Genomic DNA, 13,544 nt, shown 5'->3' on the forward strand with positions numbered 1-13,544 from the left:
TGACAGCCCGGCTCCTCGCTTTCCATCCCGGATCGAAGGGAAGTCGCCGTGGGAGAATGGCCGACGTGATCATGCCCGCGAGCTTCCACAGCGAGAGCCGTGAATGGCCCGGAGACGAGAAGGCCGTCGCGCGCTTCCTGGGCGGCGACCCGACCGGGTTCGAGCAGATCGTCCGGCACTACTCCGGCATGGTCTACGCCCTGGCGGCCCGGCTCGTCGGCCCGTGGGAAGCCGAGGAGATCGTCCAGGAGACCTTCCTGAGGGCGTGGCGCGGGCTCGGGTCGTTTCGCGGCGACGCCTCCCTGAAGACCTGGCTCTACACCATCGCACTCAACCGGGCGAGGGCGCGCCAGGGAACCCTGGCCCGCATGCGAAAAGTCTTCGCGTCGCCCCGTACCAACGCCGAGGACGACCAGCCCTGGCCCGGAGACGAGGCGCCCGACCCCTCCGCCTCACCCGAGGAGCAGGCCGTCGAGCTCGAGCAGCGAGCGAACCTGCGCAAGGCGATCCGGAACCTCCCCGAGGAGTTCCGGCACGCCGTGGTCCTCAGAGACCTCGAAGGGCTCTCCTACGACGACATCGCCCGCGTGCTGAACGTCCCGATCGGGACGGTGAGGAGCCGGATCGCCCGCGGTCGGGCCGCCCTCGTGGAGGAGCTGTCGTGAGCGCCAACCCCCAGCCCCGGTCCTTCGTGACGGGCGACCTCGACCTCCTGATCTCGCGTTCCCTCGACGGGGACCTTCCCGGCGAGGAAGAGCGCGAGCTGCAGAGCTTCCTCGCCGCCGACCCGTCCGCCCGCGCCCGCTACGAGGCGATGGCCCGCGTCGTCGGGCGCCTCGAGGAGCTCCCGGACCCGGAACCCCCCTTCGCGATGTCCACCCGTATCAACTCGCAGCTCGAGGACGACACCAAGGGGTTCACGGCCTCGCTCCAGAGGTTCGGCTTCTACTTCCGGCCCGCCACGGTCGGCGCTCATCGCGCCGGGATCGCCGCCGTCACTATCTCCTATTCCGTCATGTCGCCCCCGAAGCCGGCGGCCACCATCGCGGCGGTGTCGGAGCAGGCGAAGGCCCAGCCGGCCGCGGCTCCCGAGGACGACGGGCGCGTGAACGCCTACTTCGCGGAGCCCGAGAGGAAAAAGGACGGATCGGCCCCGGCCAGAGAGTTGGCCGCCGCAGCTCCTGCGGTTCCCGCTGCTCCCGCCCCCGCCGCCGCCCGTGCCCGCTCGGCGGCTCCTCTGGCGGACGCTCTCGCGGAAGGCCGGGCGGACGACGAGAAGAAGCTCAACCGTCAGGAGCCCACGCTCGTCGCGTCGTCCGAAGCCCCTCTCGCAAAGAACGAGGACCTCGCCTTCGCGCCCGAACGCGACACCGCCTTCCGCGCGGCGTCCGCTCCCGCGCCTCAGGCCGCGGGTGGCCTTCGTGCCCTCGCCTCGGCCCAGGTCGTCGGCCCGTCCACCGGAACTCTCCGCCTCGCGGCACCCGCTCGCCTCGACGGTCTCCCGGGACCGTACGAGGTTCCTATCGCCTCGATCTCGATGGGACCGGACGCGTCACCCGCGTCGTTCGCCTCGCCGGTGGCTCCGGTTCGGAGCCTTCCGGCCTCTCCGCGGCTGATGGATCTCTCCTTTGCGCCCGGAGACGCCGCGAGGACGGCGGGCACAGTGGACGTGAAAGTCCGGCTTCCGTAGGTTCCGGGGCTCGCTGGCCGGACGATTAGTTACACCTAAGTATATGTCGTAGAGTGATTTACGGCATGCACTGAATCGCGTCCCGTGCGTCCCTCCCATCGGGCAAAATGGGCCTGCAACGGGGGACGATCGTGAAGAGGACGCAGACGGCTCGGGTTCGCAAGGCCCTCGAATACGTGAAGAGGCGGCTGAAGCTCGACCTCGAGTTCGTCGTTCAGCCGGGCGAGGTCCACGATCAGTTCGGCCTTCTCGACATCGAGCGCTCCGACCGCGGAACGGAGGACCGGAAGGTCTGGATCGTCAGCTACGACCCCGAGCTCGTCTCGCAGGAGTCGCTCGCCGCGCTCCGCCGGCACGCTTTTCACGAAGTGCTCCACGCCCTCACCTGGCCGCTCTTCGACGAGGCCGAGGCCGCCATCCGCCGCGTCCCCGACTCGACCCTTCGCAAGGAGCTGATGGACCGTTCCATCGACGCGCGCGAGAACGTCGTCTACGAGCTCGAGCGGAAGATCGGCCCGCTCTGCTTCCCGTCGCTCCCCTGGGTCGACCCCTGATCGCTTGACCGGCGGCCGGGCTCGCTCCTAGAATGCGCCTCCCTTGCGGCGTGTCGCCGCGGTCTTTGGAAGGGTACGGGCCGAAGTAGCTCAGTTGGTAGAGCAACTGATTCGTAATCAGTAGGTCGGCGGTTCAAGTCCGCCTTTCGGCTCCACTTATCCCTTTTTCCGTCCCCGGGTCGAGCGTACCGCGCTCCCCGCACTCTCCCGTTCTCCTCCCGGTCCCATCGGAAGCGCCTCGTGAGGGAGATCCGCGCTTCGACGAGGGCCTCCTCCTCGGGAGAAGGGTCGAAGAACTTGGCGGCCGTCGAGACCTTCCAGCCGGCGGCGAGAAGCCGCTCCCCTTCCTTCTCTTCCGAAGAAACTCCTCGAACTGCCGGAGCCTGGCGGAGCAGCTCTTCAAGATGCGCCCGGGAGTCGTCCGGGACGTCTTCGTCTCGACTCCGAGAATGACGACGCTCGTTGGATCCGAACTTGGCGCAGGACCTGAGCTCGCCGCTTTACCCGGAAACGGGTGGCCGGTCGTACGCCCGGCATCGATCGATGGTGCGTTATACGATCATCCGGTCGATGGAGGCGCTCATGCCAACGGTCACGGTTTCCCCGAAGTTCCAGGTGGTGATTCCGCGCGAGATCCGCGAGGCGATGAAGCTGAAGGCGGGCGAGAAGGTCCAGGTCTTCCGGTTCCGAAACCGGCTGGAGCTCGTCCCCGTCCGTAAGGTCGCCTCCATGCGGGGCTTCCTGAGGGGAATCGAGACGACCGTCGAGCGGGAGCCGGACCGGGTATGAACCTCGTCGACTCCTGCGGGTGGCTCGAGTACCTCGCCGACGGGCCGAACGCCGGGTTCTTCGCGCGCGCGCTGACCGACACGCAGAAGCTCCTCGTCCCGACGATCTGCCTCCTCGAGGTCTTCAAGAAGACCCTCCAGCAGCGAGGAGAAGAGGCGGCGCTCGACGTGGCGGCCCTCATGCAGCAGGGGACGGTCGTCGACCTCGACGCGGCGATCGCCCTCGACGCCGCCGACCTCGGCCTCGAGCAGAAGCTCTCCCTTGCCGACTCGGTGATCCTGGCGACGGCTCGCGCGCACGGCGCGACGGTCTGGACGCAGGATGCCCACTTCGAAGGGCTTCCCGGGGTCCGCTACCGTGCGGCGAAAGGGGCGCGCAGGGGGGAGTGACGGCGAATGCCCACGCGGGGCCTCCGTCACATCTCCGTCTGTTCGGTCCTCGCGATGATCTCGTCCTTCAGCGCGTCGGAGAGGTCGCAGAAGTAGTCGCTGTAGCCGGCGACGCGGACGATGAGGCCGCGGTGCGACTCGGGGTCGGCCTTCGCCGCCTCGAGCGTCTCGCGGGAGACGACGTTGAACTGGACGTGGTGGCCGTCGGAGCGGAAGTAGGTGCGCACGAGCTGGGCGAGGCGCGAGACGCCCTCCTCGCCCGCCAGGAGCGACGGCGCGAGCTTCATGTTGAGGAGCGTGCCCCCCGTCTTCACGTGGTCCATCTTGCCGGCCGACCGGAAGACCGCGGTCGGCCCGCGGCGGTCGGCCCCCTGCACGGGCGAGATGCCCTCCGACAGCGGCTTGCCCGCGTGGCGGCCGTCGGGCGTCGCGCCGCAGACCTCGCCGAAGTAGACGTGGCAGGTCGTGGGGAGCATCTCGAGGCGGTAGGTGCCGCCGCGGGCCGACGGGCGGCCGTCGATCGCGGCGAAGGCGCTGCGGAAGACGCGGACCATCAGGTCGTCGGCCGCGTCGTCGTCGTTGCCGTACTTCGGCATCTTGTGGACGAGGCGCTGCCGGAGCGGCTCGTGGCCTTCGAAGTCGGCGTCGATCGCCGCGACGAGGTCCGCGAGCGGGAGGGTCCTCTCTTCGTAGACGAGGCGCCCGAGGGCGGCGAGCGCGTCGGTCACGGTGCCGATGCCGACGGCCTGGATGAACGTGTTGTTGTAGCGCGCGCCGCCGGCGTTGTAGTCGCGCCCCTTCGCGATGCAGTCGTCGGTGAGGACCGAGAGGAACGGGGCCGGCATCCGGGTCGCGTAGAGCCGCTCGATGACCTGGTTCCCGCGCACCTTCACCTCGACGAGGTGGAGGAGCTGCGCCTCGAAGGCCGCGTAGAGGCCGTCGAACGAAACGAACGAGGAGGCGTCTCCCGTCGCGGGCCCGAGGCGCGTCCCCGTCCGCGGGTCGACGCCGTCGTGGAGCGCCAGCTCGAGGATCTTGGCGAGGTTGAAGTAGCCGGTGAGGATGTACGCCTCCTTGCCGAAGGCGCCCACCTCCACGCACCCGCTGCAGCCGCCGGCGCGCGCGTCCTCGAGCGTCTTCCCCTGCCGGAGCTGCTCCTCGACGACGGTGTCGGCGTTGAAGATCGAAGGGAAGCCGTACCCCTTCCGGACGACGCGCAGGACGTGCTTGAGCACCGTCTCCGGCGTCTTGCGCGAGACCTGGACGTTCGAGGAGGGCTGGAGCAGGTGCATCTCGTCGATGACGTCGAGGAGGAGGTGCGTCACCTCGTTCGACCCGTCCGAGCCGTCGGCGAGGAGCCCGGCGAGGTTGATGTTCGCGAAGTCGGTGTACGTCCCGCTCTCGGCGGCGGTGACGCCCACCTTCGGCGGGGCCGGGTGGTTGTTGAACTTCACGAAGAGGCACTCGATCAGCTCGCGGGCCGAGCCCTCCGTGAGCGTCCCGTCCGCGAGCCCCTGCCGGTAGAACGGGAGGAGGTGCTGGTCGAGGTGGCCGGGGCTGAAGGCGTCCCACCCGTTCAGCTCCGTGATCACGCCCAGGTGGCAGAACCAGTACATCTGGAGCGCCTCGTGGAAGTCGCGCGGCGCCTCGGCGGGGACGCGCCGGCAGACGTCGGCGATCTTCAGGAGCTCCGCGCGCCGGGCCGGGTCGGGCTCCGTCGCAGCCGCCTCTTCGGCGAGCGCGGCGTGGCGCGTGGCGAAGAGGACGAGCGCCTCGCAGGCGACGTCCATCGCGCGGAGCTGCTCGCGCCGGTCCAGCGCTTCGGGGTCCCGGACGAAGTCGAGCGCGCCGATGGCCGCCGCGATCTCCCTCCGGAAGTCGTTCATCCCCTTCCGGTAGACCTTGTCGTCGAGGACGGTGTGCCCCGGCGCGCGCTGCTCCATGAACTCGGTGAAGACGCCCGCGCCGTAGGCCGCGTGCCACTCGGGAGGGAGGAGCGGGAAGATCTGGTCGCGCATCGACCGGCCGCGCCAGTACGGAATCACCGTTTCCTCGTAGGCGGTGAGGACGTCCTCTGGCACGCGGTACCAGGTCTTCGGCCGCGAATCGAGGATGCGCAGGTCCTCGACGCTGTGGCACGTCAGCTCGGGGTACGTCGGGACGGCCTTCGGCAGCGGACCCCGTTCTCCGACGATCAGCTCGCCCTCACCGAGGAAGAGCGTCTTCTTCTCGCAGAGGTGGCGGAACGACCGCGCGCGCAAGAGAGGTGTCGAGAGCCGGCCGAGGTTCTCGCGGTAGAAGTCCGTGAGCAGGAGGGCGCGCTCGGCCGAGATCGTCGGGACGGCGTCGAGGCTCTCCTGCCTCAGGCGGGCGGTGCGGGGGTTCATCGGCTCATCCTCCGATCGTCGTCTCGATGCCGGTGGCGGCGAAGAGGGCGGCGAGGGTCGCCAGCCGCTCGGGGGTGGGAGAGGTCGCAGCCGTGGGCCCAGTCGCGGGGGCTTCGACGACGGACGGCGAGACACCCCGTCCCAGGCGTGCCCTCTTGCCGCTGGCGGTCCGGTGGTAGGGCAGGAGGCTCACGCGGCACACCGCCGGCGTCCGCGCCGCGAGCGCCACCGCGGCGGCCATGCTCTCGTCGTCTTCGTTGACGCCCGGGATCACCGGTATCCGCAGCCAGACCGGGACGCCGGTCCGGCTCACCGCGTCGAGGTTCTCGAGGATCGGCGCGAGCGCAACGCCCGTGAGGGCGAGGTGACGGCCGGCGTCGAGCGACTTCACGTCCCAGAGGACGAGGTCCGCCCGGGCCGCGGCAGCGAGGACGGTCTCGCGCGGGGCGAAGCCGCACGTGTCCACTGCCGCGTGGAGCCCTTCCTTCCGGCATGCATCGAGGGCGGCGAGGAGGAATGCCGGCTGGGCGAGCGGCTCGCCGCCCGAGAACGTGACGCCTCCACGGGACTCCTCGTAGACGGGCCGGTCGCGCAGCACCTCCGCGACGATCTCCGCCACGCTCGCCGTTCTGCCGGCCACCTCGCGGGCCGCGGAAGGGCAGGCCTCGACACAGGCGCGGCACGCCACGCACCCCTCGCGTCCGAGAGCGCCTCCGGCGGGGAGCGGTCCTTCGGGTCGCGGGCAGGCCTCCGCGCAGCCCTGGCACGCGAGACAGCGCGCGTCGGAGACGAGGACCTCGGGCGCGGGGGAGATCCCTTCCGGGTTGTGGCACCAGGGGCAGCGGAGCGGGCAGCCCTTGAGGAACACGGTCGTACGGATGCCGGGCCCGTCGTGGAACGAGCCCCTCTGCACGTTGAAGACCGTGCCCGTCGTCCCCATTCCTCCGGCCGTGGTCGGCATCCCGGCTCCTCGCGGACCGTATCTTCTCGCGTCGCGTCGGCGCCGTCTCTTGACAACTCTGTAACGCAGAGCCACTATCTGCCGCATGGACCTGACAAACGCCCTCGACCGGATCGAAGAGATCCACGCCCAGATCGCGAAGGGCGAGGTCTTCCGCGGCTACCGGCCGCTGCCGGTCGCCGTCGCGGGCGCGATCGGGCTCCTGGCAGGGTGGCTTCAGCCCCGACTCCTGGCGAGCGGCGACGACGGCACGGCGTTTCTCTGGTACTGGCTCGTCGTCGCTGCCCTGAACGGGGTCCTGATCGGAGGCGTCGTCGGCGTGGCCCACGTCAGGGAGCGGGATCCCTTCGCGCGGCGCCACACGCGCCGGGTGGTGGGGCAGTTCGTTCCCTGCCTGGCCGCCGGGGCCGCGGTGAGCCTCGGCCTTCCGGCCCTCGATCCTGGACTCGTCCGGCTCCTTCCGGGTATCTGGGCGCTGCTCCTCGGCCTCGGGATCTTCGCGTCGCGCCCGTACCTGGCCCGCGCGACGGGCTGGGTGGCGCTCTTCTTCCTCCTCGCGGGGACCGCCCTCCTGGCCTTTCCGACCGCCGATCTGGCCAGGCTCGGCACCCTGCACGGAGCGGTCTTCGGCGTGGGCCTTCTGGCGGCGGCCGTGGTCCTTTACCTCGACCTCCCGAGGGTGGACCGTGGCGAGTGATCCGGGCGAAGGCCGCTTCGCGTACGAAGGCCTCGACCGCGTCCTACACGAGAAGGCCCGGCTCGGGATACTCACCTCCCTTTCCACGCGGCCGGAGGGCCTCCTCTTCGGAGACCTGAGAAAGCTCTGCGCCCTCACCGACGGCAACCTCAACCGCCACCTGGAGGTGCTGCAGGGCGCCGGCCTCGTCGAGATATGGAAGAGGTTCGAGGGGCGCCGGCCGCAGACGCTCGTGCGGCTCAGCGTCGAGGGACGGCGCCGATTCCTCGACTACCTCGGAGAGCTGGAGAAGGTCCTGCACGACGCGCGGAAGGCCCGGGCCCTCGAAAGGGCCGAAGGCGCACCCCCCGCGCTGAAACCCGGCTGGAATCCGGCCTGAGAGGCATGCGCGGACGCGAGGGTTCCCTGTCTTCTGTTGCTTTGTAACGGAAAGTACTTTCTCAGAGTGGAGGCGACATGCGAATCGAGCAGGCTCACGGGGAAGGCGGCGGCGGCCCGCAGGAAGAGGCGGTGTCCGGACCGCGGCACGTGGCGGTGATCATGGACGGCAACGGCCGGTGGGCGACGCGGCGCGGCCTGCCCCGCGCGATCGGTCACCGGGCCGGGGCGAGCGCCGTGCGCCGCATCGTGGAGTCGGCGCGTCGCCGCGGCATCGCCACCCTCACCCTCTTCGCGTTCTCGGCCGACAACTGGCGGCGTCCCGCGGCCGAGGTGGAGGCCCTGATGCGCCTCTTCGAACGGTACCTCGCTCGCGAGGCTCGCCGGTGCGAGGAGAACGGCATTCGCCTCCGGGTGATCGGCCGGCGAGACCGTCTGGGCGTTTCGCTCGTCCGCGCGATCGACGCCGCCGAGGCCTTCACGGCGGACGGCGAGGCGATGGAATTGCGGATCGCGGTCGACTACTCGGGTCGCGACGCGATTCTCGCGGCGGTGGCGCTGCTGCCGGCCGGGATCCCCCCGTCACGGCTGGATCTCCTCTCCGCGCTGGGCTGGGCCGGGTGCGGCGGGCCGCCCGAGGTCGATCTCCTCGTGCGGACGGGCGGCGAGCACCGGATCAGCGACTTCCTCCTCTGGGAGAGCGCCTACGCCGAGGTCTTCTTCTCCGATCGGCTCTGGCCCGACGTCACGGATGCGGACCTCGACGAGGCGCTCGCCTGGTTCTCCCGCCGCGAGAGACGCTTCGGCGGACTCCCGTCGACCGTGTCGATCCCCGCTCCGCCATCCGGAGGCGCCCGTGCAACGCCCGTCCACGCCGCGTGAGCTGCGCGAAGGCCCGCTCCTCGAGCCGACCTGCCGGCCCGGGCCGGTGCGTCCCCGGCTCGCCCTCCTCGTCAACCCCTTCTATCCGAAAGACCCCCACGCGAGCTTCGGCAAGCACGTCCTCACACCCTCGCTCGCGCTCACGAGCATCGCGGCGGCGACGCCACCCGGCTGGGAGGTGCGGTACTGGGACGAGAACCTGCTCCAGGGCGCTCCACCGCACGACCCGTTCCCGCACGTCGTCGGGATCACCGTCCACCTGACGTTCGCAGAGCGGGCCTACGAGCTGGCCCGCTGGTACCGCGAGCGGGGAGCCCTCGTCGTCCTCGGCGGCCTCCACCTCTCAGCCTGCCCCGACGAGGCGGCCCCGCACGCCGACGCGATCGCCATCGGCGACGGCGTCCCGCTCTGGCCGCGAATCCTCGCCGACGTGGAGAGCGGGCGACTCGAACCCGTCTACCGGGCCGATTCGACAGCTCCTTACCGCGACGCGCCGGCGCCCCGCCGCGACCTCGTGCCGCGTGCCTCGTTCCTGACGACGGCGAGCCTCATGGCGACGCGCGGCTGTCACAACCGCTGCGACTTCTGCTACCTCGCGACGCGCGGCGTGAAGGTGCCCTGGAGCGTGAAGGAGCCGGACCAGGTCGTCGCCGAGTGGCTCGCGACGGGCGAGCCCTACGCCGTGTTCCTCGACAACAACCTCGGCTCGGACCCGGAGCACCTGCGCCGCCTCTGCCGGGCGCTCGCGCCGCTCGAACGGATCTGGAGCGCGGCCGTCTCGATCGACGTGACCGACGACCCGCGCCTCGTGCGCGAGATGGCGCTCTCGGGCTGCACGGGCGTCTTCGTCGGCCTCGAGTCGCTCTCCGACCCGAATCTCGCCGACGCGCGAAAGAGGACGCCGCCGGTCGCCGACTACGCGCGCCGGGTCGGCATCCTCCACGACAACGGCATCCAGGTGAACGGGAGCTTCGTCCTCGGCTTCGACCACGACGGCCCCGGCGTCTTCGACAGGACCGTCTCGTGGATCGAGGCGAACCGGCTCGAGTGCGCGACGTTCCACATCCTCACGCCGTACCCGGGAACGCCTCTCTTCCGGCGGATGGAGGCCGAAGGGCGCCTCCTCCACCGCGACTGGAGCCTCTACGACACGTCGCACGTCGTCTTCCGGCCGGCGCGGATGACCGCCGAAGAGCTCGCGGAGGGCTACGCGTCCTGCTACCAGCGCCTCTTCTCGGCGGGGTCGATCTGGCGGCGGAGGCCGCTCGACCCGATGGCCGTCGCTCCCTACCTCGCGATGTCGGTCCTCTACAAGCGCGCGAACCCGCTCTGGACCTTCCTCATCCGCCATCGCCTGACGGCGCGAGCCTGGCGGCCGCTCGTCGAGGCGACCCGGCGGCGGCACCTGGCCTTCCGGAGGAGGCTTGGCGAAGCGGAGCCCTCACCCGGGGGAGCCGTAAAGCATCCTCCTCAATTCGGAGCCGGCGTTACCTTCAGCCAACTTTCGTAGATCGCAGCCTGAAGTGGTGTCGGGCTCGCGACGCGCCGAAGGCGGAACGTTCGCCCCGAGGGCGGGCCGAGGGTGACGTCGAGCGTCCGGACCGTTCCGTTTCGGGCGACGAGGAGCTCGGCCCGGCCGCCGGGCGCCTTTCCGGCGAGGAGCTCGCGGAGCCGGGGCAGCTCTGCGCGGACGGAGTCCACCGCGAGGAGCTCGTCTCTCGCGGAAAGCCCGCCGAGAGAGGCAGGTGATCCGATCCCGACGCGCGTGACGACGACCTTCCCGCCCCGCTCCTCGAGGTCGGCGCCGAGGTCTCCCGCGGCTGACCCGGCCTCCGGCCCGAGCTCGAGGCCGGCGTACCCGAGGTACCTCGGCCAGTCGATCGCCGCGGTCGTCGCGACGTACCGGTCGAAGATCTCCGGGAGCGGCGTCCCGGCGGTCTCCTCGCAGACCCTCCGGAACTCTGCGTCCGTGAAGCCGCGTCCCTTCTCCTTCGCGAAGGTCCGGTAGAGCGTCCGCATCACGTCGTCGAGGGAGCGGCGGTTCGAGGTCGCGTGCCGGATTCCGAGGTCGAGGAGAAGCGAGACGGCGAGCCCCGAGTCGTACGGGGAGACGGTGATGTTCCGGAGGTGCTCGCTCCGGTCGAAGTAGCCGAACCACGTGTCGAAGCTCGCCTCGGCGGGCGACTGGAAGCGCCGGCCCGGGGAGCTCTCGTAGGAAGAGAGGCCCGATGCGAGCTGGCGGAGGTACTCCTCCGGGGTGTAGAAGCCGTTCCTCGCGAGGAGGAGGTCCTCGTAGTAGACCGTGGCTCCCTCGGAGAACCAGAGCATCCGCGTCAGGTTCTCCCGGTCGTAGTCGAAGGGGCCGAGGGCGATGGGGCGGATCCGCTTCACGTTGAAGTGGTGGAAGTACTCGTGGGCGATGAAGCGGAGCGTCCGGGCGTACCCGGCTGGGTCTGCCATCTTCTCCGCGTCGAAGGTGATCAGCTGGGAGTTCAGGTGCTCGAGGCCGCCGCCGCCGGGGCCGATGGAGATGAAGGCGTACCGCCGGTACGGGATCTCGCCGATCAGCCGGACGGTGGCCGTCACCATCGCCTCGAGGTCGGCGACGAAGCGGGTGCGGTCGAGCGACCCGAGGCCGGCTCCCTCGAACGTGTGCGGGATGCCGTCCACCTCGAACGAGAGGATCTCCTGGTTCCCGACGAGGAGCGGGCTGTCGTAGAGGACGTCGAAATCCGGGGCGGAGTAGGTCCCCGGCCGCCCCTCGACCGGGTCGAGGCCGGTCGAGATCCGCGCCCACTCCTTCGGCCGCTCGACGGTGAGCGTCGTGGGCGTTTCGATCCGCCCCGCGGGGTGGACGAAGAGTCCCGTCGGGGAGAGGAAGGCCTGACGTTCGTCGAGCGCGCTCTCGGCGATGGAGCCGCCCGCGGCGTAGACGTCGTACGCGACGTGGAACGAGCTCGCGCCGTCCGTGCTCACGCGCCAGGCGTTCTTCGCACTCTTCTTCCACGCAAGGGGCCGGCCCGAGGCGTCGCGCGCCGAGAAGGATCCGACGTTCTTCGCGTAGTCGAGGAGAACGTAGTACCCGGGCGACCAGGCGGGCAGCTTCAGCTCGACCGTCGGCCCGCCGAGCCCCTCGAACGTCGCCTCCACGTGGAGGTAGCGCGTCTCGGGTCTCGGCATGGAGACGGTGAAGGCCGCACGGGCCGGGCCTGCCGCCGGGGCGGCCGGGGCCGCGAGACCCGCGGGTCCGGCGAGACCTGCGAGGAGGGCGAGGACCATGAGACGACTCTTCGGCATCGCTCGTTCCGCCTCGCGTCTCGTCAGCGGTCGAACGACTCGGCCCGCCCCGCGGCCGAGAGCGGGACGAGGTAGCGCCCGGGGTCGGCGGCGATCTTGCGGTGCGCCGCCTCGAGCGTCGACTCTCCGGCGTAGCTGACGGCCGAGCGGAGGTGGCCGGCGATGCGCGCGAGGACGTCGACGACGCTCCCGACGTAAGGCACGCGGAGGGACTGTCCCTCTGCCGGCGTCGCGAGGGCGTCGGCGACACCCTCGTCCGTCGCGCCGTCGACGACCGCCTCGGGCGACGTCATGCCGCGGTAGAGCTTCATCTTCTGCCGCGTCGCCGGGTCGTCGACGACGATGCCGGGAGACTCGTCGGTGCCCGAGAGGAGCGACCCGAGCATCACGGTCGAGGCGCCGGCGGCGAGGGCGAGGAAGACGTCCTTGTCGTTGCGGACGCCGCCGTCCGCGATGATCGGGACCTTTCCCTCCGTCGCGAGCCACACCTCGCGGATCGCCTGGAGCTGCGGGACCCCTGCGCCCGTCTCGAGACGGGTCCGGCAGCCGCGGCCGGGGCCGACGCCGACCTTGATCGCGGCGGCGCCGAGGTCGGCGAGAAAGCGCGCCCCCTCGCCCGTCGCGACGTTGCCGACGACGAGCGGGACGTTCGGGAAGCGGCTGCGGAAGGCGGGGACCGCCTTCGCGAGGATCTCGGAGTGGGCGTGGGCGACGTCCATGAGGATGACGTCGACCTCCGCCTCGGCGAGCGCCGCGGCGCGCTCGAGGTAGTCGCCGGCGGCGCCGATCGCGGCGCCGACGCGCAGGCGGCCCCGCTCGTCCTTCACCGAGTAGGGCTTCCTCTTGAAGAGGTGGAGATCACGCATCGTCACGAGACCGCGGATGAGCCCCCCCTCGTCGACGAGGGGAAGCTTCTCGACCCGCCGCTCCCACATCGTCCGCTCGGCCTCCTCCATGCTGACGGAGGGGGGGCGCGTGACGAGGCGCGCGACGGGCGTCATCAGCTCCTCGACGAGTCGCTCGCCGCTCCCGGGACCGAGCGGCAGGTCGCGCTGGGAGAGGAGGCCCGCGAGGAGCCCGGAGCCTTCGGTTTCCTCGATCAGGATGCCGCTCGAGCGGTGGCGCTCGATGAGGCGGCGGACCTCGGCGATCGTGGCGCGGCGCGGAAGGACGAGCGGCCTCTCGATGACGTAGGAGTGGCGTGTCTTGACGTACTTCACGCGCGCCGCCTGGACGTCGATCGGCGAGCTCCGGTGGAGGAAGCCGAACGCGCCCTCGAGGGCGAGCGCCCGCGCCATCTCCTCTCCGACGACGGTGTCCATGTTCGCGCCGACGATCGGCAGGCCGATGCCGAGCCCTTCGACGAGCGGCATCGTCAGGTCGAGGGCCCGCCGGCTCGTCACCGGGCTCCGCTGGGGCCGGAAGAGGAAGTCGTCGAAGGTACGGCCGAGGAAGAGGGGTTCCAGCTCGCGCATCGTGGGGGATTGTTCCACCCCGCGCCCCGATCTGCCGAGGGCCGG

The 13,544-nt window shown here is 70.7% G+C and carries 13 protein-coding genes and 1 tRNA gene; 10 read left to right on the forward strand and 4 right to left on the reverse strand.

Annotation, left to right across the window (positions count from 1 at the left end):
* The first annotated feature begins 65 nt into the window (after window positions 1-65).
* The 6 genes from IPN03_06230 to IPN03_06255 all read left to right on the forward strand — a co-directional run bounded on the left by IPN03_06230 (window position 66) and on the right by IPN03_06255 (window position 3,422).
* Window positions 66-665, forward strand: coding sequence for a sigma-70 family RNA polymerase sigma factor (locus IPN03_06230; GenBank protein MBK9373324.1), 600 nt, complete (start codon window positions 66-68; stop codon window positions 663-665).
* Entirely contained in the window at window positions 662-1,690 is a 1,029-nt protein-coding gene (locus IPN03_06235) for a hypothetical protein (protein MBK9373325.1), read from the forward strand. The genes IPN03_06230 and IPN03_06235 overlap by 4 nt, the downstream gene beginning before the upstream one ends.
* Window positions 1,691-1,821: 131 nt before the next feature.
* Window positions 1,822-2,244, forward strand: coding sequence for a hypothetical protein (locus IPN03_06240; GenBank protein ID MBK9373326.1), 423 nt, complete (start codon window positions 1,822-1,824; stop codon window positions 2,242-2,244).
* A gap of 79 nt (window positions 2,245-2,323) precedes the next feature.
* Window positions 2,324-2,399 (forward strand) — tRNA-Thr (locus IPN03_06245).
* Between the two features lie 427 nt (window positions 2,400-2,826).
* A complete protein-coding gene (locus IPN03_06250) occupies window positions 2,827-3,033 on the forward strand; it encodes an AbrB/MazE/SpoVT family DNA-binding domain-containing protein (GenBank protein ID MBK9373327.1) in 207 nt (68 codons plus the stop codon).
* Entirely contained in the window at window positions 3,030-3,422 is a 393-nt protein-coding gene (locus tag IPN03_06255) for a type II toxin-antitoxin system VapC family toxin (protein MBK9373328.1), read from the forward strand. Before IPN03_06250 ends, IPN03_06255 begins: the two co-directional genes overlap by 4 nt.
* Before the next feature lie 26 nt (window positions 3,423-3,448).
* Here IPN03_06255 and IPN03_06260 read toward each other — a convergent pair whose 3' ends face one another.
* Together IPN03_06260 and IPN03_06265 are read right to left on the reverse strand one after the other, a co-directional pair.
* A complete protein-coding gene (locus IPN03_06260; GenBank protein MBK9373329.1) occupies window positions 3,449-5,809 on the reverse strand; it encodes a glycyl radical protein in 2,361 nt (786 codons plus the stop codon).
* A gap of 4 nt (window positions 5,810-5,813) precedes the next feature.
* A complete protein-coding gene (locus IPN03_06265; GenBank protein MBK9373330.1) occupies window positions 5,814-6,749 on the reverse strand; it encodes a glycyl-radical enzyme activating protein in 936 nt (311 codons plus the stop codon).
* A 106-nt stretch (window positions 6,750-6,855) separates the two neighbouring features.
* Between IPN03_06265 and IPN03_06270 the strand changes: the two genes are divergently transcribed.
* The 4 genes from IPN03_06270 to IPN03_06285 all read left to right on the forward strand — a co-directional run bounded on the left by IPN03_06270 (window position 6,856) and on the right by IPN03_06285 (window position 10,237).
* A complete protein-coding gene (locus IPN03_06270; protein MBK9373331.1) occupies window positions 6,856-7,467 on the forward strand; it encodes a hypothetical protein in 612 nt (203 codons plus the stop codon).
* Window positions 7,457-7,846 (forward strand): transcriptional regulator, encoded by a 390-nt coding sequence (locus tag IPN03_06275; protein ID MBK9373332.1) that lies wholly within the window; start codon window positions 7,457-7,459, stop codon window positions 7,844-7,846. Before IPN03_06270 ends, IPN03_06275 begins: the two co-directional genes overlap by 11 nt.
* Window positions 7,847-7,923: 77 nt before the next feature.
* Window positions 7,924-8,727 (forward strand): di-trans,poly-cis-decaprenylcistransferase, encoded by an 804-nt coding sequence (uppS, locus tag IPN03_06280; protein ID MBK9373333.1) that lies wholly within the window; start codon window positions 7,924-7,926, stop codon window positions 8,725-8,727.
* A complete protein-coding gene (locus IPN03_06285) occupies window positions 8,702-10,237 on the forward strand; it encodes a B12-binding domain-containing radical SAM protein (GenBank protein ID MBK9373334.1) in 1,536 nt (511 codons plus the stop codon). The genes uppS and IPN03_06285 overlap by 26 nt, the downstream gene beginning before the upstream one ends.
* Here IPN03_06285 and IPN03_06290 read toward each other — a convergent pair.
* On the reverse strand, window positions 10,198-12,024 hold the full coding sequence (locus IPN03_06290) for a M61 family metallopeptidase (protein ID MBK9373335.1): 1,827 nt from the start codon (window positions 12,022-12,024) through the stop codon (window positions 10,198-10,200). The genes IPN03_06285 and IPN03_06290 overlap by 40 nt on opposite strands.
* Window positions 12,025-12,047: 23 nt before the next feature.
* Window positions 12,048-13,499, reverse strand: a complete 1,452-nt coding sequence (locus IPN03_06295; protein ID MBK9373336.1) for an IMP dehydrogenase — start codon at window positions 13,497-13,499, stop codon at window positions 12,048-12,050.
* Window positions 13,500-13,544 lie beyond the last annotated feature (45 nt).

This window comes from Holophagales bacterium (assembly GCA_016719485.1).
GTDB lineage: Bacteria > Acidobacteriota > Thermoanaerobaculia > UBA5066 > UBA5066 > UBA5066.